General features: G+C 54.6%; 23 protein-coding genes. 10 read left to right on the forward strand and 13 right to left on the reverse strand.

Annotated features, from left to right (window positions below; all coding sequences use genetic code 11):
• Nucleotides 1-6 precede the first annotated feature (6 nt).
• Nucleotides 7-1,896, forward strand: coding sequence for an enterotoxin (locus ACLHV8_RS19545; protein ID WP_208594172.1), 1,890 nt, complete (start codon nucleotides 7-9; stop codon nucleotides 1,894-1,896).
• Between the two features lie 19 nt (nucleotides 1,897-1,915).
• On the opposite strand, the gene ACLHV8_RS19550 is transcribed toward ACLHV8_RS19545, so the two are convergent.
• Both ACLHV8_RS19550 and rsmI read right to left on the reverse strand, forming a co-directional pair.
• Nucleotides 1,916-2,884, reverse strand: a complete 969-nt coding sequence (locus ACLHV8_RS19550; protein ID WP_208594173.1) for a Fic family protein — start codon at nucleotides 2,882-2,884, stop codon at nucleotides 1,916-1,918.
• Nucleotides 2,885-2,888: 4 nt separating this feature from the next.
• A complete protein-coding gene (rsmI, locus tag ACLHV8_RS19555; RefSeq protein WP_208594174.1) occupies nucleotides 2,889-3,752 on the reverse strand; it encodes a 16S rRNA (cytidine(1402)-2'-O)-methyltransferase in 864 nt (287 codons plus the stop codon).
• A 62-nt stretch (nucleotides 3,753-3,814) separates the two neighbouring features.
• On the opposite strand from rsmI, the gene ACLHV8_RS19560 reads away from it, so the two are divergent.
• The 4 genes from ACLHV8_RS19560 to dolP are packed head-to-tail and all read left to right on the forward strand — an operon-like array spanning nucleotide 3,815 to nucleotide 7,521.
• The gene (locus ACLHV8_RS19560; protein WP_208594175.1) at nucleotides 3,815-5,971 is read left to right on the forward strand and encodes a penicillin-binding protein activator; all 2,157 of its coding nucleotides are present in this window, start codon (nucleotides 3,815-3,817) and stop codon (nucleotides 5,969-5,971) included.
• Entirely contained in the window at nucleotides 5,929-6,324 is a 396-nt protein-coding gene (locus ACLHV8_RS19565; RefSeq protein ID WP_028017062.1) for a YraN family protein, read from the forward strand. The genes ACLHV8_RS19560 and ACLHV8_RS19565 overlap by 43 nt, the downstream gene beginning before the upstream one ends.
• 21 nt (nucleotides 6,325-6,345) lie before the next feature.
• On the forward strand, nucleotides 6,346-6,936 hold the full coding sequence (gene diaA, locus ACLHV8_RS19570) for a DnaA initiator-associating protein DiaA (RefSeq protein ID WP_003861754.1): 591 nt from the start codon (nucleotides 6,346-6,348) through the stop codon (nucleotides 6,934-6,936).
• A 9-nt stretch (nucleotides 6,937-6,945) separates the two neighbouring features.
• Nucleotides 6,946-7,521, forward strand: a complete 576-nt coding sequence (gene dolP / locus ACLHV8_RS19575; RefSeq protein WP_028017061.1) for a division/outer membrane stress-associated lipid-binding lipoprotein — start codon at nucleotides 6,946-6,948, stop codon at nucleotides 7,519-7,521.
• A gap of 36 nt (nucleotides 7,522-7,557) precedes the next feature.
• Here dolP and ACLHV8_RS19580 read toward each other — a convergent pair whose 3' ends face one another.
• Nucleotides 7,558-8,595 (reverse strand): permease, encoded by a 1,038-nt coding sequence (locus ACLHV8_RS19580; RefSeq protein ID WP_049007615.1) that lies wholly within the window; start codon nucleotides 8,593-8,595, stop codon nucleotides 7,558-7,560.
• A 40-nt stretch (nucleotides 8,596-8,635) separates the two neighbouring features.
• Nucleotides 8,636-9,280 (reverse strand): NAD(P)H-binding protein, encoded by a 645-nt coding sequence (locus ACLHV8_RS19585; RefSeq protein ID WP_208594176.1) that lies wholly within the window; start codon nucleotides 9,278-9,280, stop codon nucleotides 8,636-8,638.
• A gap of 128 nt (nucleotides 9,281-9,408) precedes the next feature.
• Between ACLHV8_RS19585 and ACLHV8_RS19590 the strand changes: the two genes are divergently transcribed.
• On the forward strand, nucleotides 9,409-9,927 hold the full coding sequence (locus tag ACLHV8_RS19590) for a type 1 glutamine amidotransferase domain-containing protein (protein ID WP_008501486.1): 519 nt from the start codon (nucleotides 9,409-9,411) through the stop codon (nucleotides 9,925-9,927).
• Here ACLHV8_RS19590 and ACLHV8_RS19595 read toward each other — a convergent pair.
• Nucleotides 9,907-10,341, reverse strand: coding sequence for a YhbP family protein (locus tag ACLHV8_RS19595; protein WP_028017058.1), 435 nt, complete (start codon nucleotides 10,339-10,341; stop codon nucleotides 9,907-9,909). The two genes, ACLHV8_RS19590 and ACLHV8_RS19595, sit on opposite strands and share 21 nt — an antisense overlap.
• A gap of 14 nt (nucleotides 10,342-10,355) precedes the next feature.
• Here ACLHV8_RS19595 and ACLHV8_RS19600 point away from each other — a divergent pair, with 14 nt between their 5' ends.
• Entirely contained in the window at nucleotides 10,356-10,685 is a 330-nt protein-coding gene (locus ACLHV8_RS19600; protein WP_108091077.1) for a GIY-YIG nuclease family protein, read from the forward strand.
• Here ACLHV8_RS19600 and ACLHV8_RS19605 read toward each other — a convergent pair.
• Nucleotides 10,672-11,175, reverse strand: coding sequence for a GNAT family N-acetyltransferase (locus tag ACLHV8_RS19605; RefSeq protein WP_028017056.1), 504 nt, complete (start codon nucleotides 11,173-11,175; stop codon nucleotides 10,672-10,674). The two genes, ACLHV8_RS19600 and ACLHV8_RS19605, sit on opposite strands and share 14 nt — an antisense overlap.
• Complete coding sequence (locus tag ACLHV8_RS19610) at nucleotides 11,169-11,693, reverse strand: SCP2 domain-containing protein (protein WP_028017055.1); 525 nt, start codon at nucleotides 11,691-11,693, stop codon at nucleotides 11,169-11,171. Before ACLHV8_RS19610 ends, ACLHV8_RS19605 begins: the two co-directional genes overlap by 7 nt.
• Before the next feature lie 211 nt (nucleotides 11,694-11,904).
• Between ACLHV8_RS19610 and ACLHV8_RS19615 the strand changes: the two genes are divergently transcribed.
• From ACLHV8_RS19615 to ACLHV8_RS19625, 3 genes are all read left to right on the forward strand, one after another.
• A complete protein-coding gene (locus ACLHV8_RS19615) occupies nucleotides 11,905-12,900 on the forward strand; it encodes a peptidase U32 family protein (RefSeq protein WP_028017054.1) in 996 nt (331 codons plus the stop codon).
• 7 nt (nucleotides 12,901-12,907) lie between these two features.
• Nucleotides 12,908-13,786 carry a U32 family peptidase gene (locus ACLHV8_RS19620; protein ID WP_108091078.1) on the forward strand — a complete coding sequence of 293 codons (879 nt, stop codon included), beginning with the start codon at nucleotides 12,908-12,910 and terminating at the stop codon, nucleotides 13,784-13,786.
• An 89-nt stretch (nucleotides 13,787-13,875) separates the two neighbouring features.
• On the forward strand, nucleotides 13,876-14,877 hold the full coding sequence (locus ACLHV8_RS19625; protein ID WP_108091079.1) for a luciferase-like monooxygenase: 1,002 nt from the start codon (nucleotides 13,876-13,878) through the stop codon (nucleotides 14,875-14,877).
• Between the two features lie 57 nt (nucleotides 14,878-14,934).
• Here the strand turns inward: ACLHV8_RS19625 and mtr are convergent, their stop codons facing one another.
• The 6 genes from mtr to rpsO form a co-directional block, all read right to left on the reverse strand.
• Nucleotides 14,935-16,179, reverse strand: a complete 1,245-nt coding sequence (mtr, locus tag ACLHV8_RS19630) for a tryptophan permease (protein WP_108091080.1) — start codon at nucleotides 16,177-16,179, stop codon at nucleotides 14,935-14,937.
• A 142-nt stretch (nucleotides 16,180-16,321) separates the two neighbouring features.
• Nucleotides 16,322-18,211 (reverse strand): DEAD/DEAH family ATP-dependent RNA helicase, encoded by a 1,890-nt coding sequence (locus ACLHV8_RS19635; protein ID WP_028017050.1) that lies wholly within the window; start codon nucleotides 18,209-18,211, stop codon nucleotides 16,322-16,324.
• Complete coding sequence (gene yrbN, locus ACLHV8_RS19640; protein ID WP_097533792.1) at nucleotides 18,204-18,284, reverse strand: protein YrbN; 81 nt, start codon at nucleotides 18,282-18,284, stop codon at nucleotides 18,204-18,206. Before yrbN ends, ACLHV8_RS19635 begins: the two co-directional genes overlap by 8 nt.
• 107 nt (nucleotides 18,285-18,391) lie before the next feature.
• The gene (gene nlpI, locus ACLHV8_RS19645; RefSeq protein WP_008501476.1) at nucleotides 18,392-19,276 is read right to left on the reverse strand and encodes a lipoprotein NlpI; all 885 of its coding nucleotides are present in this window, start codon (nucleotides 19,274-19,276) and stop codon (nucleotides 18,392-18,394) included.
• A 108-nt stretch (nucleotides 19,277-19,384) separates the two neighbouring features.
• On the reverse strand, nucleotides 19,385-21,523 hold the full coding sequence (pnp, locus tag ACLHV8_RS19650) for a polyribonucleotide nucleotidyltransferase (RefSeq protein WP_208594177.1): 2,139 nt from the start codon (nucleotides 21,521-21,523) through the stop codon (nucleotides 19,385-19,387).
• Nucleotides 21,524-21,765: 242 nt separating this feature from the next.
• Nucleotides 21,766-22,035 (reverse strand): 30S ribosomal protein S15, encoded by a 270-nt coding sequence (gene rpsO / locus ACLHV8_RS19655; protein ID WP_003861789.1) that lies wholly within the window; start codon nucleotides 22,033-22,035, stop codon nucleotides 21,766-21,768.
• Nucleotides 22,036-22,077: the final 42 nt, after the last annotated feature.

Genomic DNA, 22,077 nt, shown 5'->3' on the forward strand with positions numbered 1-22,077 from the left:
ACCCTGATGAAAAAAATCCTCTCCCTCTCAATGCTTGCCCTGTGTGTTTCTCATGGCGCGATGGCAGCAAACTACAGCCTTAATAACGACAATATTGCCCTGTCATTTGATGACGCAAACTCGACGGTCGTGGTTAAAGATACCAGGGCCAACCATCCTCTGACACCGCAGGAGCTGTTCTTTCTGACGCTGCCAGATGAGAAAAAAATCCACACGGCGGATTTTAAGATCAAGCATGTCGAAAAGCAGGACAACGGAATTGTCATCGACTTCACCCATCCGGACTTTAACGTCACGGTGAAGCTGAACCTGGTGAAGGGGAAATACGCCAGCATCGACTACACCATCGCAGCCGTCGGGCAGCCTCGTGAAGTGGCGAAAATCACCTTCTTCCCAACCAAAAAGCAGTCTCAGGCACCTTATGTAGACGGGGCAATTAACAGCTCGCCGATTATCGCAGACTCGTTCTTTATCCTGCCGGATAAACCCATCGTTAATACTTACGCCTATGAAGCGACGACCAACCTCAATGTGGAGCTGAAAACGCCCATTCAGCCGGCAACGCCAGTCAGCTATACCACCTACTTCGGTACCTTCCCGGAAACCAGCCAGCTGCGACGTAGCGTAAACCAGTTTATTGATGCCGTCCGCCCGCATCCGTATAAGCCTTATCTACACTACAACAGCTGGATGGACATCGGCTTCTTTACCCCTTACTCCGAGCAGGATGTGCTGGGGCGTATGGACGAATGGAACAAAGAATTTATCACCGGGCGGGGCGTAGCGCTGGATGCTTTCCTGCTTGACGATGGCTGGGATGATCTTACAGGGCGCTGGCTGTTTGGCCCGGCATTTAGCAACGGTTTTGGCAAGGTACGAGAGAAAGCTGACAGCCTGCGCAGCTCCGTTGGCCTGTGGCTCTCGCCGTGGGGCGGATATAACAAACCGCGCGATACTCGCGTCTCACATGCAAAAGAGTATGGTTTCGAAACGGTAGACGGGAAGCTGGCGCTGTCAGGCCCGAACTACTTTAAAAACTTTAATGAGCAGATTAGTAAGCTGATAAAAAACGAGCATATTACCTCGTTTAAGCTGGACGGAATGGGCAACGCCAATTCGCATATCAAAGGCAGCCCGTTCGCCTCGGATTTTGACGCCTCTATTGCACTGCTGCATAACATGCGCAACGCCAATCCGAACCTGTTTATCAACCTGACGACCGGAACCAATGCCAGTCCATCCTGGCTGTTCTACGCTGACTCCATCTGGCGTCAGGGTGATGACATAAACCTTTATGGCCCTGGTACGCCGGTACAGCAGTGGATGACTTACCGCGACGCTGAAACGTACCGTTCCATTGTGCGCAAAGGCCCTCTGTTCCCACTAAACTCGCTGATGTATCACGGGATCGTCAGTGCAGAAAACGCCTATTACGGGCTGGAGAAAGTGCAAACGGACAGCGATTTTGCCGACCAGGTCTGGAGTTACTTTGCCACCGGCACGCAGTTGCAGGAGCTCTACATCACCCCTTCAATGCTGAATAAGGCGAAGTGGGATACCCTGGCGCAGGCGGCGAAATGGTCGCGGGATAACGCCAGCGTGCTGGCGGATACGCACTGGATTGGCGGTGACCCAACTGCGCTGCAGGTTTACGGTTGGGCATCCTGGAGTAAGAATAAAGCGATTCTCGGCTTACGTAACCCGTCGGATAAGCCGCAAAGCTACTACCTGGATTTGACGAGAGATTTCGAAGTCCCGACAGGAAACGCGTCGCAGTTTAGTCTGAAGGCAGTGTATGGACGTAATTCAACCGTACCGGAGGCGTACAAAAACGCGGTGGTGATTACGCTGCAACCGCTGGAAACGCTGGTATTTGAAGCATTACCAGAAAAATAAAAAGTGTTCAGTTGGCAGGTTAAGCTATGACCTGCCATCTTCCCCCTTTCCTTGCCCCCACGCGTTTTAATTTACCTTTTGATTGCAAAGAACGGAGATAACGTTCCGCAGTGCGGGAAGTTACGCCCAAAACAGATGCCAACATTACCGCAGTCATTTGCGGTTGAACGGTAAGAAGCTCAAGGATAGTATTTTCCTTTTCCGACAATTCTTCCGACAATACTGACGACATACCTATGCCTTCCCGCAAAGCTTCAGCCATATTTTGCAGCATAAACTCCACGAATGCCGTGCAATCACTGGCCCGATCGCATTGTCCTAATATCTGGTAATAGCGCGCCTGCTGAAAATGGATGAGTGTCTCGACGGGTAGCCATGCCAGTTCCGCACGCCACTGGCTTAAGATCAACGTTTGCCACAGCCGCCCCATGCGGCCATTTCCATCTGAAAAGGGATGAATAAACTCAAACTCGTAATGAAATACCGAACTGGCAATAAGCGGGTGGAGATCAGTTTGCTTAAGCCAGGAAAGAAGATCGTCGATCAGACTGTTCATCTGGGAGGCAGGAGGAGCCATGTGGACTAACTTGTTTCCACGGTATACCCCTACGTCTCCATTCCTGAGCTTTCCAGGGAGATCGACCAGACCAGTCATTAATAACCGGTGTGCATTGAGTAAGTCATTGAGCTTCCATGGCTTCCATTCAGACAATTTCTCATATGCCAGGATAGCATTGCGTACTTCCTGAATATCTTTTTCAGGCGCGAGCACTCGCTTGCCATCCATGATTGCCGTCACTTGCCCGGTAGTCAGCGAGTTGTGTTCAATGGCCAGCGATGCCTGGATAGTGCGGATACGGTTCTCTTTACGCAGTAAAGGAGATGTCCTTCCGGAATGAGCCGCCCAATGCCCCAGCAACTCACCAATCTCAACAACCTGATTGAGAATTGATGGCGTGATAGCGAATGGAGGCAGGTAGCGGCTCATACGTTTACTCCCCCTGCTGCTCCAGCACATACTTATACAGCGCATTTTTCTTCACGCCGTGAATTTCCGCCGCCAGCGCAGCGGCTTTCTTCAGCGGCAGTTCCGCCTGCAGCAGCGCCAGCGTACGCAGCGCGTCGGCTGGCAGCGCGTCTTCCTGCGCTTTATGTCCTTCGACAATCAGCACCATTTCACCTTTACGGCGGTTTTCATCTTCCTTCACCCACGCCAGCAGTTCACCCACCGGTGCACCGTGGATCGTTTCCCAGGTTTTGGTCAGTTCGCGCGCCAGCACCACGTAGCGGGCTTCTCCCCACACGGTCACCATATCTTCCAGGCTCTCAAGCAGGCGGTGCGTGGATTCGTAGAAAATCAGGGTGCGCGGTTCCGCTTCCAGGTCTTTTAACACGTCGCGGCGGCCTTTGGATTTGGCAGGCAGGAAGCCTTCATAGCAGAAACGGTCAGACGGCAACCCCGCAGCGCTCAGCGCAGCAATGGCGGCGCAGGGGCCCGGCAAAGGTACAACCCGAATCCCTGCTTCGCGGCAGGTACGTACCAGATGGTAACCAGGGTCGTTAATCAGCGGGGTTCCTGCATCGGAAACTAACGCAATGTTCTGCCCCTCTTTCAGCTTCGCCACCAGCGTTTCGGCTTTTTGTTGCTCATTGTGATCGTGCAGGGCAAACAAACGGGCGGTGATCGCGAAATGTTGAAGCAGTAAACCGGTGTGCCGGGTATCTTCAGCAGCAATCAAATCAACAGCTTGCAACACGGTAAGCGCACGTTGGGTAATATCAGATAAATTCCCGATAGGAGTAGGTACAATATAGAGCTGGCCTTGAGAATTATCCGCCGTTTCGTGTTGTTTCATTGTTTAGTCCGTATTGCCGATTTAATATTGAGCATTGCGTAAAAAAAATCACTGGATACAGTATGGTACCGTTAACGTTTCTTCGAAAAAAAGCCACTCGCAGCGTGCCGCTTCTGCTGGCAGCGCTGATCTTTGCAGGCTGTGGCACCCAGGCACCTGACCAGAGCACTGCACATCTGCAGGGTTCCGCTCAGGCTGATTCTGGTTTTTATCTGCAACAAATGTCGCAGAGTTCAAATGATACCAAGACCAACTGGCAATTACTCGCCATTCGTGCACTGTTGAAAGAGGGGAAAACCCAGCAGGCCGCCGAACTGTTCAATCAGTTACCGAAAGATCTTAACGACACCCAACGCCGTGAGCAGAGTTTGCTTTCCGCTGAACTGAAAGTCGCACTGAAAGATTATGATGGCGCGAAAAAGCTCCTGGGTGATATCGACGTCAGCGCGCTGGATAAAAATCAGCAGGCTCGCTTCTGGCAGGCAGGTATTGCTGCTGAGCAGGGTCGTCCTTCCCTGACACTGCTCCGTGCACTGATTGCCCAGGAACCGCTGCTCGGCGGTGCCGACAAGCAGAAAAATATTGATGCCACCTGGCAGGCGCTTGCCTCCATGACCCAGGAACAGGCGCAGGCACTGGTCATCAATGCCGATGAGAACGTACTGCAGGGCTGGCTGGATCTGCAGCAGATGTGGTTTAACAACCGCAACGATCCGAAGATGCTGAAAGCCGGTATTACTGACTGGCAAACCCGCTACCCGCAGAATCCGGGCGCGAAAATGCTGCCAACACAGCTGGTAAACGTGCAGAACTTTAAGCCCGCATCGACCAGCAAAATCGCCCTGCTTCTGCCGCTAAACGGTCAGGCGGCGGTATTTGGTCGCACTATTCAGCAGGGTTTTGAAGCGGCGAAAAACGGTACCACGCCGGTGACAGGCAGTGCCGTTCCAGCACAAGCAGCACAGGCAGCAAATGTGAACGATGTTGTCAGCCCGTCCGCAGCCGAGACCAGTGACCTGACCACCGCCCAAACCCCGGCGCAGGGCACGATGCAAAACCCGGTTACCGCACCAACGACACCTCCGGCAGCCGCAACTGCGCCTGCGCCTGCAACACAGGCTCCGGCTGAGACACAAGCGGCGCCGGCACCTGCTGCCACAGCACAACCGTCTGAACAGCAACCTGCGCAACCCGCAGCCCAACCTGCTGCGCAGCCGCAAACCGTGGCAGCCTCCAGCGCCAACCCGGGTGCTGAGCTAAAAATCTACGACACCAGCTCACAGCCGCTTGACCAGGTTCTGGCGCAGGTTCAACAGGACGGTGCAAGCATCGTTGTCGGCCCGTTGTTGAAAAACAACGTGGAAGAACTGATGAAGAGCAATACCACGCTGAACGTGCTGGCGCTCAATCAGCCTGAGCAGGTTCAGAACCGCGCCAATATCTGCTACTTCGCACTTTCCCCTGAAGATGAAGCCCGCGATGCCGCACGACATATCCACGAGCAGGGTAAACAGGCTCCTCTGTTGCTCATCCCACGCAGTACGCTGGGCGATCGCGTCGCGAATGCCTTTGCCAATGAATGGCAGAAGCTCGGTGGCGGTATAGTACTGCAGCAGAAATTCGGTTCAGTCTCTGAACTGCGCGCTGGCGTAAATGGCGGAGCAGGCATCGCGCTGAACGGTAGCCCGGTAACCGCAAGCCTGCCGCAGCAGCAGGGCGTGACAATTGGCGGTCTGACAATCCCGGCCCCACCTACCGACGCACAAATCAGCGGTGGCGGTAAAGTGGATGCCGCCTATATTGTCGCCACGCCGCAAGAGATCGCCTTTATCAAACCGATGATTGCAATGCGTAACGGCAGCCAGAGCAGTGCAACGCTGTACGCGAGTTCACGCAGCGCGCAGGGCACTGCAGGCCCGGATTTCCGTCTGGAAATGGACGGTCTGCAGTACAGCGAAATCCCTATGCTGGCAGGCAGCAATCCGGCACTGATGCAGCAGGCGCTGGGGGCAGTACGTAACGACTACTCTCTGGCGCGTTTGTATGCGATGGGTGTCGATGCGTGGGCGCTGGCGAACCACTTTACCCAGATGCGTCAGGTGCCAGGCTTTGAGCTTAACGGCAACACCGGCGATCTGACCGCTACTCAGGATTGCGTGATCAACAGGAAGTTATCATGGCTCAAATACCAGCAGGGGCAAATCGTCCCGGCCAGTTAAGCCGTAAAGAGACCGGCGATGCGTGGGAGTTAAAGGCGCGTCGCTGGCTTGAAGGCAAAGGACTGCGCTTTATCGCCGCTAACGTCCGTGGGCGCGGCGGCGAGATTGACCTGATCATGAAAGAGGCTCAGGTCATTGTGTTTGTAGAAGTCCGTTTTCGACAGTCCTCCCGTTTTGGCGGCGCTGCCGCCAGCGTGACGCTCGCCAAACAACATAAATTATTACAGACTGCCCACTTGTGGCTTGCCCGCCATAATGGGAGCTTTGATACTGTGGATTGCCGGTTCGATGTGATAGCCTTCACCGGAAATGAGATCGAATGGCTTAAAAACGCTTTTGGCGAAGACGCATAATTAAGATTTAAAAGGGATAACGTGCTCGAAAGAATTAAAGTGTGCTTCACAGAAAGCATCCAGACTCAGATTGCCGCGGCGGAAGCGCTACCGGATGCGATCTCCCGTGCCGCGATGACGCTGGTGCAATCCCTGCTTAATGGCAACAAAATCCTCTGTTGTGGCAACGGAACGTCAGCCGCCAACGCACAGCATTTTGCTGCCAGCATGATCAATCGTTTTGAAACAGAACGCCCGAGTTTACCTGCCATTGCACTTAATACCGATAATGTGGTCTTAACAGCGATTGCTAACGATCGTCTGCATGACGAAATTTACGCTAAGCAGGTGCGAGCCCTCGGCCATGCCGGAGATGTACTGCTGGCAATATCCACACGCGGCAACAGCCGGGACATTGTTAAAGCCGTTGAAGCCGCCGTAACCCGGGACATGACTATCGTAGCTTTAACCGGCTATGACGGTGGTGAGCTGGCGGGTCTGCTGGGGCCGCAGGATGTGGAAATCCGCATTCCTTCTCACCGTAGCGCGCGTATTCAGGAAATGCATATGCTGACGGTAAATTGCTTATGCGACCTGATCGATAACACGCTTTTCCCTCACCAGGATGATTAAGGAGTTCTTATGAAGGCTTTATCGACCCTCGCAGTCCTTATGTCTGCATTACTGCTTCAGGGATGTATCGCTGCGGCTGTCGTGGGTACTGCTGCTGTAGGCACCAAAGCGGCAACCGATCCGCGTTCTGTCGGGACGCAGGTGGATGACGGTACGCTTGAGCTGCGCGTCAACAGTGCGCTGTCGAAAGACGAACAGATTAAGAAAGAAGCGCGCATCAATGTGACGGCTTATCAGGGCAAAGTGCTGCTTGCAGGCCAGGCCCCTAACATGGAACTCGCCTCCCGCGCCAAACAGATTGCGATGGGTGTAGAAGGTACGACAGAAGTCTTCAACGAAGTGCGCCAGGGACAGCCTGTCAGCCTGGGCACCGCATCGTCTGACACCTGGATCACCACCAAAGTGCGTTCCCAACTGCTGGGTTCTGACCAGGTGAAATCTTCCAACGTGAAAGTGACGACGGAAAACGGTGAAGTGTTCCTGCTGGGTCTGGTAACCGACCGTGAAGGAAAAGCCGCGGCTGATATCGCCAGCCGGGTGAGCGGCGTGAAACACGTCACCACCGCATTTACTTATATCAAGTAACAAACAATACCCGGCAATGCCGGGTATTTTTTTGCCTTAAACCAACGCAAAACACCCCACTACCACCCCACTCAACGCCACCAGCCCCGCAGTCAGCCACAGCGCTTTGGCCGGGAATGATTTACGCAGCATGATAAGCGACGGCAGGCTAATCGCAGGCAGTGTGATGAGCAGCGCCAGCGCCGGTGCAGTACCCATGCCAGCCAGCATCATGGTCTGCACAATCGGGATCTCAGCCGCCGTTGGGATCACAAACAGGCAGCCTGCAACGGCCATCGCAATGACCCACATCAGCGTGTTGTCGATAGCGCCATCCGCATGTGGGAAAAGCCAGACGCGCGCAGCCCCCAGAACCAGTACCGCAAGGATATAGACCGGGATGGTGCTCCAGAAAAGCTGCCATAACGCCTGACCCCAGCGCATGAAGAAACTCCCCTGAGGCTCGCTGACGTTCAGCTCAACTGACGCCGGTTCAACGGCATTATCTTTCACCCATTTTTGTACCAGCGTCGCGACCACCAGCACCGTCAGCAATCCAGCCACCAGACGGATGAACGCAAAATACCATCCCAGAACAAAACCCATAAACACCAGCGTCGCTGGGTTTAACAGCGGGTTACCCATCCAGAAAGCCAGCGCGCCGCCCATCGAGACACGCTGGCGACGCATCCCCGCGGTAACAGGAGCCGCACAGCAGGAGCACATCATGCCCGGCAGAGAGAAAATAGTCCCCAGCAGCGTGCCCTGAAAACGCGACTGCCCAAGGGTTTTCACCAGCCAGTTCCGCGGAATAAGTACCTGAATCAGTGACCCCAGAATGACGCCTAAAACGGCGGCTTTCCAGACGGCAAGGAAGTAGACCATGGCGTAATCCCACGCCGCCTGCAGCGGGCTGGCATCAGCCTGAGCGAGAATAGATTTACCGATACTGTGCGTTTCGGCGGCGGTGAAGGCTTTGCCGTAGTAGGGCTGCCATTTCACATACCAGAGGCCGATAATGACCACAAGAAAGAAGAGCGCGGGCTTCCACCATTGAACAGGTGTTGCCGCCTGAGATGAAGACTGACCAGTCATAGCATTCCCCGGAGAGTAGTAGGTAATTAGCCGGGGGAGTTTACGCCTCGCCCTGCGCGATTTCACGCAGTTTTGCCGAAGGGATAATGTTCACCCCTTCCTTCGAAGGCGAAAGTGCCTCTTTCAGCATCGCACGCGCGACATCCTGCGCCTCAATGGATTTCCAGTTCCCCGGAAGAATGCGAAATAGCGGTGCGAAAATAGACTCATTAAAACGCCGTTCGTCGCGGTGTCCCAGCAACATGGAGGGGCGAACAATCGTCAGGTAATCCCATCTCTGCGCAATCAGCGCGTCCTCCATTTTGCCCTTCACGTTGTTGTAGAAAAAAGGCGATCCGGCACTGGCGCCCAGCGCGCTGACCACCAGAAAATGTCTGGCCCCCAGCTTTTTCGCCGTAAGCGCGGTGTCCACCACCAGCGTATAGTCGGCGTGGATAAATGCCTCTTTGCTCCCCGCTTCCCGCAGCGTGGTGCCCAGACAGCAAAACGCGATATCAATCGGGTCGTGCACCTGCGCCAGCGCATCCGTCAGCTGAGGATCATGCGGATTAAAGACGCCGGAGATGTCCGCCAGCGGTCGACGCGTCGGAGCGGCGATGTAGTTCACGCGGCGATCCTGAATCAGCAGCCGCAGCAGATGATCGCCCACTAGCCCGGTAGACCCGGTAATCAATACCTGACTCATCGTATCCCCTTTACAGAATTGTCCGTTTGCGAACTCAGCGTCGTCGACCACACTTAGAAGTCTGTTACAGGTAAGTATTTACCACAAGCGGAGAAAAATCAGTCTGAAGCCAAAACAACGGAGGAAGCATGGGCAAAAAAATCGCAGTCTTGATTACCGACGAGTTTGAAGATTCAGAATTCACCTCTCCAGCCGAGGCGTTCCGCAAGGCGGGACATGAGGTCATCACCATTGAGAAAGAAGCGGGCAAAACGGTGAAAGGCCATAAGGGTGAGGCCAGCGTGACCATCGACGAGACTATCGATAACGTTAGCCCGTCAGATTTTGACGCCTTGCTGTTACCCGGCGGCCATTCACCGGATTCCCTGCGCGGCGACGAACGCTTCGTGACCTTTACACGGGACTTTGTCTCTACCGGCAAACCGGTCTTTGCCATCTGCCACGGCCCGCAACTGCTCATCAGCGCTGAGGTTGTACGCGGACGTAAGCTCACGGCTGTGAAACCGATCGTTATCGATCTGAAAAATGCGGGAGCCGAGTTTTACGATCAGGAAGTGGTCAACGACAAAGACCAGCTGATCACCAGCCGAACCCCGGACGATCTTCCGGCATTTAACCGCGAAGCGCTACGCCTGCTCGGCGCGTAGCCAGTGCAGCTTCTTGCCAAAGCCCAGCGTGTTGTCGGTAAATTTCAGCTCATCAAGGCGGATTTCCCATACCGGGGCTTTTAGCGCAGCGGCAACCGGAAAGCGGCGCGTGTAAAGCTTACGACGCGCGTCGCTCTCTTCTCCGTCCAGACGACGGATTTCCCCTTTAAACTGCACCCCACGGATCAATGCGACCGTTTTAGGCTGGCCATTCACCGTGCCCGCGACCTCCGCCTGCTGGCCAGTCATCTGCGCATGACGTGTCTTATCTTCACTCATGATATAAAAGGCCACACGCTCCGGATCGTAGTAGTAAAACGCGTTTGCGCACCACATCTCACCCTCGCTGTACACGCACCAGGTGACGACATGCTGTTTCGCCAGCCAGCGGTTAATGGTGGCCAGTGTTTCCATTTTCATTCTCTCTCATGCTATGGTGCGTTCACCTTAACATACTGAATCTGTTTACCGTGTGCTGGTTTCTCTATCTTGTCCGAACCGCTGATAACGCACTCTACACCGGGATCACTACCGATGTGGCGCGGCGTTTTTTACAACATCAAACGGGAAAAGGGGCAAAAGCACTGCGGGGGAAAGGAGAACTACAACTCGCCTTTTCAGCACCTGTTGGTGACAGATCGCTGGCGCTAAGACTGGAATACCGTATTAAGCAATTGACGAAGCGCCAGAAAGAGCGCCTCGTGAGCGGAGACGGCTCGTTTGAGGCGCTACGCGAGCACCTGATTAAAAGCGATTGAAATGGTCGTGGTACTCGACCAGGCCATTGACCCCGTTGAGCGCGTCGTCCGCCAGACGATGGACCTGGAAAGCAGATTCCGTACCCGGCCAGCGGCAGCGCAGATCGTAATGCGCGGCCTGCTCAAAGCCCAATCGTCCATAGAACGCCGGATCGCCCAGCGTGACAACGGCTGCATAACCGAACTCATTGAGCGAATCCAGCCCTTCATAGACCAGCTGACGTGCCAGCCCTTGCCCGCGATAGTTTTCATCTACCGCCAGCGGTGCCATTCCCACCCACTGAAGATCTTCGCCCTGAACGATGACCGGACTGAAGGCCACATAGCCGACCACCTGACCTTCGTCATCGGTAGCAACCAGCCCCAGCGTAATCAGGCCGTCTTCACGGAGATCGTGGACCAGTTGGGCCTCGGCATCGCTCTCAAAAGAACGGCGTAACAACGCATCGATCCCCGGCGCATCAATCCCAATTTCAACTCGAATCAGCATGGCTCACCTACTGAAGTGTGTTTGCTTTCCGGCGGGCTCTTCAGCCCAGCCTCAACGAAATCTGCCATTTGCATCAACATGACACGCAGCGCTTTTGGCATCTGCTCCAGCTCAATGGCATCCATTAAATTCTTAACGTACAGGCCCAGCTCCGTATCGCCTTCAATGACCAGACGACGCTGGAAGAAGAGCGTATCCGGATCTTGCTTACGCGCGGCAATCATCAGCAGATCGCTGGCGTTGGCGCTAAAGCTCACATCCGCGTCAGCGGATTCACGTACGATCAGCTGGTCATTCTCAACGGAGGTAAACCAGCGTAGCCCGATGTCACGCACTTCAATGCTTAGCCAGCGGCCTTCCAGGAACTCCAGCTCGCCGTCCTGCAGCGCCTGGCGGAACTGCCAGCTCAGGACCTGCTCCAGCACCTGGCGTTTAAGCGCGAACGGTGCCAGCTTGACCGGCACGCTCAGCATTGATGGACCAAATTGTACGAGACGTGAACGCAGTTTATCCAGCACGAGCTTTACTCCCTCATATCTATAGTCCTGCTATTTTGCCATATCCGAAGCGCAACATAGCGGCGTAAATCAACAAACCGTCGTCCGCCGTACCTCATTATTGGTGCCATCAATACGCCATTAGCTGCCTTAAATCAAAAATTGTCGCGTATGGGTTAATTAAAATCCCAGCTCGTTAACAATTTTGCGATCGACTACATCAGGATAAATTATGGAGCTGCTCTGCCCAGCCGGAAACCTGCCGGCGCTTAAGGCGGCCATCGAAAATGGGGCCGATGCGGTCTACATCGGGCTTAAAGATGACACCAACGCCCGCCATTTTGCTGGCCTCAACTTTACGGAGAAAAAGCTTCAGGAAGCCGTTAACTTCGTTCACCAGCACCGCCGCAAACTGCATATCGCCATCAATACTTTTGCCCATCCTGATGGCTATGCCCGCTGGCAGCGTGCGGTGGATATGGCGGCACAACTGGGTGCGGATGCGCTAATCCTGGCCGACCTCGCTATGCTTGAGTATGCGGCAGAACGCTATCCCCATATTGAGCGCCACGTCTCTGTTCAGGCATCTGCCACTAACGAAGAGGCCGTACGTTTTTACCATCAACACTTTGACGTGGCCCGCGTGGTGTTGCCGCGCGTGCTCTCTATTCATCAGGTTAAGCAACTCGCGCGCGTCACGCCAGTGCCGCTGGAAGTTTTTGCTTTTGGTAGCCTGTGCATCATGGCTGAAGGCCGTTGCTATCTTTCCTCTTATTTAACCGGTGAATCGCCGAATACCGTCGGGGCCTGCTCCCCTGCCCGATTTGTTCGCTGGCAGCAAACGCCGCAGGGGCTGGAGTCTCGTCTGAATGAAGTATTGATCGACCGCTATCAGGATGGTGAAAACGCTGGCTATCCGACGCTGTGTAAAGGTCGCTATCTGGTCGATGGCGAGCGTTACCACGCGCTGGAAGAACCCACCAGCCTCAACACGCTGGAACTGCTGCCGGAACTGCTGGCGGCCAATATTGCCTCGGTAAAAATCGAAGGTCGCCAGCGCAGCCCGGCGTACGTGAGCCAGGTGGCGAAAGTCTGGCGTCAGGCCATCGACCGCTGCATGGCCGATCCGCAGAACTACGCCCCACAACCGGCCTGGATGGAGACGCTCGGCTCGATGTCCGAAGGCACGCAAACCACGCTTGGCGCGTATCACCGTAAATGGCAGTGAGATAACCATGAAATATTCATTAGGGCCGGTGCTCTACTACTGGTCAAAAGAAACGCTGGAAGATTTTTACCAACAGGCCGCCACCAGCAGTGCCGATGTGATTTATCTCGGTGAAGCCGTGTGCAGCAAACGCCGCGCCACTAAGGTCGGCGACTGGCTGGATATGGCAAAAAACCTGGCCGGAAGCGGCAAACAGGTGGTGCTTTCAACGCTCGCACTGGTACAAGCCTCTTCCGAACTGGGAGAACTGAAGCGTTATGTTGAGAACGGCGAGTTCCTGCTGGAAGCGAGCGATCTGGGCGTGGTGAACATGTGCGCTGAACGCAAGTTGCCGTTTGTCGCGGGTCATGCGCTGAACTGCTATAACGCCGTCACCCTGCGTCTGCTGCTCAAACAGGGGATGACGCGCTGGTGCATGCCGGTAGAACTCTCCCGCGACTGGCTGGTAAACCTGCTGACTCAGTGCGAAGAGTTAGGCATTCGCAATCAGTTTGAAGTGGAAGTGCTCAGTTACGGCCACCTGCCGCTGGCCTACTCTGCCCGTTGCTTTACCGCGCGCTCGGAAGATCGCCCGAAAGACGAGTGCGAAACCTGCTGCATCAAGTACCCGAACGGGCGCAGCATGCTGTCTCAGGAGAATCAGCAGGTATTTGTTCTGAACGGTATTCAGACCATGAGCGGTTATGTCTATAACCTGGGCAATGAGCTGGCATCGATGAACGGGCTGGTAGACATGGTGCGACTGTCGCCACTGGATACCAGCGTGTTCGCAATGCTGGACGCCTTCCGCGCCAATGAAAACGGGACATCTCCGCTGCCGCTGACCGCTAACAGCGACTGCAACGGTTACTGGAAGCGCCTCGCCGGGCTGGAACTGCAGGCATAGCGATAAAGTGTAAAGGCTCACTTTGTTAACAACGGTTATTAATTTTTAATGCACTATTAAAAGATTCACCGTCGACAAAGTGAGCTGTTATGACTGATAAAACCATTCCGTTTTCGGTGCTGGATCTGGCGCCGATACCACAAGGCTCCTCAGCGGGCGAGGCCTTTTCCCACTCTCTGGATCTTGCTCTTCTTGCCGAAAAACGTGGCTATCACCGCTACTGGCTGGCGGAACACCACAATATGGTGGGTATCGCCAGTGCCGCGACATCAGTACTGATTGGCTATCTGGCGGCGAACACCACCACGCTGCATCTCGGATCCGGTGGAGTCATGCTGCCGAACCATGCGCCCCTGGTGATTGCCGAGCAGTTTGGTACGCTCAATACCCTCTATCCAGGGCGCATTGATTTAGGGCTTGGCCGTGCGCCGGGCAGCGATCAACCGACCATGCGCGCGCTACGTCGCCATATGAGTGGGGATATCGACAACTTCCCACGCGATGTGGCGGAACTGGTGGACTGGTTCGATGCGCGGGACCCGAACCCACACGTGCGCCCGGTTCCGGGCTACGGCGAGAAGATCCCGGTGTGGTTGCTGGGCTCAAGCCTCTACAGCGCACAGCTTGCCGCACAGCTGGGGCTGCCATTTGCGTTTGCCTCACACTTCGCGCCGGATATGCTGCATCAGGCGCTGCATCTCTACCGCACGAACTTCAAACCATCTGAACGTCTGGAAAAACCGTACGCGATGGTGTGTATCAACATCATTGCCGCCGACAGCAATCGCGACGCGGAATTCCTGTTCACCTCCATGCAGCAGGCGTTTGTGAAGCTGCGCCGCGGCGAGACGGGTCAACTCCCGCCGCCGGTGGAGAATATGCATCAGCTGTGGTCCGCTTCCGAGCAGTATGGCGTGCAGCAGGCGCTGAGCATGTCTCTGGTGGGCGATAAGGCGAAAGTGCGGCACGGGCTTGAAGCGGTGCTGCGTGAAACGCAGGCAGATGAGATTATGGTTAACGGCCAGATTTTCGATCACCAGGCGCGTTTGCATTCGTTTGAGCTGGCGATGCAGGTGAAAGAAGAAATGTAGGGAAGTGTGTTTTGTTACTCCGGCCCTCTCCCGGTGGGAGAGGGTGAAAAGAGGCGTTTACTGATATACAGGCAACAGGTTAAAGCTCGACAGCACGTGCACCAGCGCGTTACCAACACCAAACACCAGAATCAGCACAATCATCGGCTTGCCGCCCCAGACGCGGAATTTAGGGCTACCGAAGCGTTTACGTGATTTTCGCGCCAGCAGCGCCGGCACAATTGCCGCCCAGATGGTTGCCGCCAGTCCGGCATAGCCGATGGCGTACAGGAAGCCGTTCGGCCACAGCAGGCCACCCACAATCGGTGGCAGGAAGGTCAGCAGCGCGGTTTTGAAGCGCCCCATAGCAGAATCATCAAAGCCAAACAGATCTGCCAGGTAGTCAAACAGGCCCAGCGTTACGCCGAGGAAAGAGCTCGCCACGGCAAAGTTGGAGAACACCACTAGCAAGAGATCCAGACTACGGCTGTTCAGCACACCACTCAGCGCCTGCACCAGCACATCGATGTTACCGCCCTTCTGCGCAATGCCGATAAATTCCGGACGCGGGATGTTACCCATCGTCCCCAGCAGCCAAATCACATACAGACCCAACGCCAGCAGCGTGCCGTAGACCAGGCATTTCACAATCGTACGCGGATCTTTGCCGTAGTACTTCATCAGGCTCGGCACATTGCCGTGGTAGCCGAACGACGCCAGACAGAACGGTAGCGTCATCAGCAGGTACGGCGTATAGGAGGTATTCACTTCGGCAACGTTAAACAGTGTAGCGGGAGTGACGTGCCCCAGCAGGCTGCCGAAGGTCAGGAAGAAGGTGATGACCTTCGCGCCCAGCACAATCGCCGTCATGCGGCTCACCGCTTTGGTACTCATCCAGACGATAAACGCCACGCCAAGGGCAAAACACAGCCCCGCCAGACGCGCCGGAACGTTCAGCGACATCTCCGAAAAGGTGTGATGCAGAATCGAGCCGCTTGCTGAAATATAGGCGTAGGTCAGGATGTAAAGCACAAACGCGATGGAGAGGCCGTTCACCAGGTTCCAGCCTTTACCTAAAAGATCTTTGGTAATGGTGTCGAAGCTCGAACCAATACGGTAGTTCAGGTTCGCTTCGAGGATCATCAGCCCGGAATGGAGCATACAGAACCAGGTAAAGACCAGCGCCGCCAGCGACCAGAAGAACCACGCACCGGACATGACCACGGGCAGGGAGAACATCCCGGCCCCAATAATGGTTCCGCCGATGATCACCACGCCGCCAAGCAGCGAAGGTGACGTTTGGGTGGTGGTTAGTGTCGCCATACAGCCATTTCTCCAGTCAATAATGCGGTGATGCATTTTAATGTGCAGCACTGTACCAGTACAGGAGTACAAAAGAAATAAAAAAAGCCCCGATAGCGTTTATCGGGGCTGTATATTTTACTTTACGTCAGTGGCGTAAGGCTTACGCGTCACGACGACGGCTTGAACCTTCGTCACGACGTGGGCCACGGTTTTCACGGCGCTCGCCGGAGAAACGACGACCTTCACCGCCACGACCTTCGCTGCGACCGCCTTCACGACGCTCACCACCGAAACCGCGACCACCGCCACGACGTTCGCCGCCACGGTCAGGACGTGGCTGTGCATCGCCCAGCAACTGCATGTTCATCGGCTTGTTCAGGATGCGGGTGCGAGTAAAGTGCTGCAGTACTTCGCCCGGCATGCCTTTTGGCAGCTCAATGGTAGAGTGGGATGCGAACAGCTTGATGTTACCAATGTAACGGCTGCTGATGTCGCCTTCGTTAGCGATCGCGCCAACGATGTGACGAACTTCAACACCATCATCACGGCCCACTTCAATGCGGTACAGCTCCATGTCGCCCGCGTCACGACGCTCACGACGTGGACGGTCTTCACCACCGCGCTCTGGACGGTCACCACGTGGGCCACGATCGTTACGGTCGCCACGACGTTCGAAGCGATCGTCACGGTCACGGAATTCACGCTTAGGACGCATTGGTGCATCTGGTGGCACGATCAGGCTACGTTCGCCTTGCGCCATTTTCAGCAGTGCTGCAGCCAGGGTTTCCATATCCAGCTCTTCGCCTTCAGCGGTTGGCTGAATCTGCGACAGCAGTGCACGGTACTGATCCAGATCGCTGCTTTCCAGCTGCTGCTGAACTTTCGCGGCGAATTTCTCCAGACGGCGTTTGCCCAGCAGTTCTGCGTTTGGCAGGTCAGCTTCTGGAATGGTCAGCTTCATGGTGCGTTCGATGTTACGCAGCAGACGACGCTCACGGTTCTCAACGAACAGCAGAGCACGACCCGCACGACCCGCACGACCGGTACGGCCGATACGGTGAACGTAAGACTCGGAGTCCATCGGGATGTCGTAGTTAACAACCAGGCTGATACGTTCAACGTCCAGACCACGTGCTGCCACGTCGGTTGCAATCAGGATATCCAGACGACCGTCTTTCAGACGCTCCAGAGTCTGCTCACGCAGAGCCTGATTCATGTCGCCGTTCAGCGCTGCGCTGTTGTAGCCGCTACGCTCAAGCGCTTCAGCCACTTCCAGGGTCGCGTTTTTGGTACGAACGAAGATAATCGCCGCATCAAAATCTTCCGCTTCGAGGAAACGTACCAGCGCTTCGTTTTTGCGCATGCCGTATACAGACCAGTAGCTCTGGCTGATGTCCGGGCGAGTGGTGACGCTGGACTGAATACGCACTTCCTGCGGCTCTTTCATGAAGCGGCGGGTAATGCGACGAATCGCTTCTGGCATGGTTGCAGAGAACAGCGCGGTCTGATGACCGTCCGGGATCTGCGCCATGATAGTTTCTACGTCTTCGATGAAGCCCATACGCAGCATTTCATCTGCTTCATCCAGTACCAGGCCGCTCAGTTTAGAGAGGTCCAGAGTACCGCGCTTCAGGTGATCCAGCAGACGGCCCGGCGTACCGACAACAATCTGTGGGCCCTGGCGCAGGGCGCGTAACTGCACGTCATAACGCTGGCCACCGTACAGGGCAACCACGTTTACGCCGCGCATATGTTTAGAGAATTCCGTCATTGCTTCAGCAACCTGAACAGCCAGTTCACGGGTTGGAGCCAGGACGAGGATCTGCGGTGCACGCAGGTCCGGATCAATGTTGTTCAGCAGCGGCAGCGAGAACGCCGCAGTTTTACCGCTACCAGTCTGGGCCATGCCCAGCACGTCACGACCAGAGAGCAGATGTGGGATACATTCTGCCTGGATCGGAGATGGTTTTTCGTAACCCAGATCGTTAAGGGCTTCAAGGATAGGAGCCTTCAGGCCCAGATCTGCAAAAGTGGTTTCGAATTCAGCCATGTAGTACGAGTGCCTCAATGTCAATGGCGGCCAGTCTACTTAGCTCATCGTGAAAATGATCTGCAATTTTCATTGAAAAGTGTGAACCGGCTCAAATTAGATGTATTGACGAACAACAACGCCCTCACCAGTTAAGGTGATGGCAATCAAAAGATTACGGGCTGATGTTTATGTCGTCAGCTATTGCTGGTCCGATTCTGCCAGGTCGTCTTGCTCCTGGCCCAAGAGCGATAATTCCAACAATGCATAACGGTGCTCAACGAAGTTGTGTACGTTGTTAGCAACCGCTAATTTGAACAGTGCCGTAGCGCTGTCCTTATCCCCCAGACTTAGGTAGTACTTACCTAAATAGAAGTTGGTTTCACTGAGATGCTCAGCGAGCGAGGTGTTATCCGTTGCGTCCGCCTTGAGGCGTTCCATCAGCGTTGCTTCGCTAATGTTGCCCAGGTAGAACTCGACAATGTTCCATCCCCACTGTTCCTTGTCCGATTTATCGAAGCGCTGTTTCAGTGCCTCTTTTGCCTGCTTCTCATCGAGCTTCCGCTCAACGATGTAAAGCCACAGGCTACGGAAAGGATCATTAGGATCGTCTTGATAAAACGCCAGCAGATCATCTTGCGCTAACTTGTCACGACCGCCGTAATATAATGCGATACCGCGATTCAAGTGCGCGTAGTTGTAAGTTGGATCAAGCTCAAGTACAGAATCAAACGCTTCATAGGCAGCATCAAAATTGCCTGCCTGCGTTAAATAAATGCCTAAGTAATTGAATACTTCAGGCATATCAGGTCGGATTGCCAGCGCTTGTGAAAAATCATTTCGCGCCAATGCCCTCAGACCGAGACTATCATACAACACTCCGCGCTCATATAAAAGCTGTGCGCGTTCGTCATCGGTTAAAGCCCGACTGGCAAGAATTTGTTCCATGCGTGCCAGAATCACTTCCTGCTGCAAAGTCGGTTGCAATGGCACTGCGAGGACTTCGCTCTTACGCCAGGCAGAGTTGCTGCATCCTGCCAGCGTTAGAGCTGTCGCAACGAAACACCAGCGCAAAAAAGGCTTCATTTCCCACTCCCGAAGACAACTATTGGATGAACGTCCTGTCCCCCGGCGGCTTAACAAGGCGTCCTGCCTGATAATAGGCCCTCCGCAAAGCGGAGGGCAAATGGCAACTTACTCGCCTTGCTGTTCTGCTGCCTGTGCTTCTGGCGCAGCAGCTGGCTGAGACTGCTCGGTTGCTTCTTTAATGCTCAGACGGATACGGCCCTGGCGGTCAACTTCCAGAACTTTAACCGGTACTTCCTGGCCCATCTGCAGGTAATCGGTCACTTTCTCAACGCGCTTGTCAGCGATCTGAGAGATGTGAACCAGACCTTCTTTACCGCCACCGATGGCAACGAACGCGCCAAAGTCAACGATACGGGTCACTTTACCAGCGTAGATACGGCCCACTTCGATTTCTGCGGTGATTTCTTCGATACGACGGATAGCGAATTTCGCTTTCTCGCCATCGGTTGCAGCAATCTTCACTGTACCGTCATCTTCGATTTCGATGGTGGTGCCAGTTTCTTCGGTCAGAGCACGGATAACAGAACCGCCCTTACCGATAACATCTTTGATCTTGTCTGGATTGATCTTGATGGTGTGAATACGCGGAGCGAACTGAGAAATATCGCCACGCGGTGCGTTAATCGCCTGTTCCATCACGCCCAGGATGTGCAGACGCGCACCTTTAGCCTGGTTCAGAGCAACCTGCATGATCTCTTTGGTGATACCTTCAATTTTGATATCCATCTGCAGTGCAGAGATACCGTCGCGGGAACCCGCTACTTTGAAGTCCATATCGCCCAGGTGATCTTCGTCGCCCAGAATGTCAGACAGAACAACAAAGTTGTCGCCTTCTTTCACCAGACCCATTGCGATACCCGCAACAGCGGCTTTGATTGGCACGCCTGCATCCATCAGCGCCAGAGAGGCACCACACACGGAAGCCATAGAAGAAGAACCGTTAGATTCGGTGATTTCAGAAACCACACGAACGGTGTACGGGAATTTGTCTGCGTCTGGCATCACTGCCAGCACGCCGCGCTTCGCCAGACGACCGTGACCAATTTCACGACGCTTCGGCGAACCCACCATACCGGTTTCACCTACGGAGTACGGAGGGAAGTTATAGTGGAACAGGAAGCTGTCAGTACGCTCGCCCATCAGTTCGTCGATGATCTGTGCATCACGGGCAGTACCCAGAGTTGCCGTCACCAGCGCCTGAGTTTCACCACGGGTGAACAATGCAGAACCGTGAGTACGTGGCAGTACGCCAGTACGAACGTCCAGACCACGGATCATGTCTTTTTCGCGGCCATCGATACGCGGCTCACCAGCCAGAACGCGGCCACGAACAACGTTTTTCTCGATTGCGTGCAGGATTTCGCCAATTTCGTTAGCGTCCAGCGTTTCGTCTTCAGCAACCAGGGCAGCGGTAACGTCAGATTTGATCACGTCAACCTGAGCGTAACGCTCCTGTTTGTCAGTGATACGGTACGCATCGCTCAGACGAGATTCTGCCAGTGCAGCAACGCGTGCATTCAGTGCGTCGTTTGCCGCTTCTGGCTGCCAGTCCCAACGTGGTTTACCCGCTTCTTTCACCAGGTCGTTGATGTTCTGGATAACAACCTGCTGCTGATCGTGACCGAAGACCACGGCGCCCAGCATCTGGTCTTCGCTCAGCAGTTCAGCTTCGGATTCAACCATCAGGACAGCCGCTTCAGTACCTGCAACCACCAGGTCCAGCTTACTTTCTTTCAGCTCTTCCTGAGTTGGGTTCAGTACGTACTGGTCGTTGATGTAACCTACGCGCGCGGCACCGATTGGGCCATTGAATGGAATACCAGACAGTGACAGGGCAGCAGATGCACCGATCATCGCTACGATGTCCGGGTTAACCTGTGGGTTAACGGAAACAACGGTCGCGATAACCTGAACTTCGTTCACGAAACCTTCCGGGAACAGCGGGCGAACTGGACGGTCAATCAGACGCGCGATCAGGGTTTCGCCTTCGCTTGGACGGCCTTCACGACGGAAGAAACCACCTGGGATTTTACCGGCAGCGTAAGTACGCTCCTGGTAGTTAACGGTCAGCGGGAAGAAGTCCTGACCTGGTTTTGCTTTTTTCTGGCCCACTACGGTCACGAATACCGCGGTGTCATCCATGCTTACCATAACGGCAGCAGTAGCCTGACGTGCCATCATGCCGGTTTCCAGCGTGACGGTATGTTGACCATACTGGAATTTACGAACGATCGGATTCAGCAAAGTTCTGTCCTTTCTTAAATGTTTGACAGCACACCCACGGCGTGCTGTCGATTTAACCCGACCTTCTTCGCATCCTCGCGACTAATGACAACCGACACCCTCATGGGTGAAGCCTCTCATTAGCCGCGCGAACCTCTGCAATGAAGATCATTTATAGCAACAATACAATAGTTTCCAGTGAATTGCTGCCGTCTGGTTGAAAAAAGGGGCCATCAGGCCCCCTTTTCTGAAACTCGCAAGACTTAGCGACGCAGACCCAGACGCTCGATCAGCGCGGTGTAGCGTGCAACATCTTTACGTTTCAGGTAGTCGAGCAGTTTACGACGCTGAGAAACCATGCGCAGCAGACCACGACGGCTGTGGTGATCTTTTTTGTGCTCTGCAAAGTGACCCTGCAGGTGGTTAATCTGTGCAGTCAGCAGTGCAACCTGAACTTCGGTAGAACCGCTGTCGTTAGTACCACGACCAAACTCAGAAACGATTTTAGCTTTAGCTTCAACGCTTAGAGACATTTTAAAACTCCAAAGTATAAAGAATGTAAGGATGCCGATCTC

The organism is Enterobacter sp. CPE_E863 (genome assembly GCF_046521465.1).
Classification (GTDB): Bacteria; Pseudomonadota; Gammaproteobacteria; order Enterobacterales; family Enterobacteriaceae; genus Enterobacter; species Enterobacter adelaidei.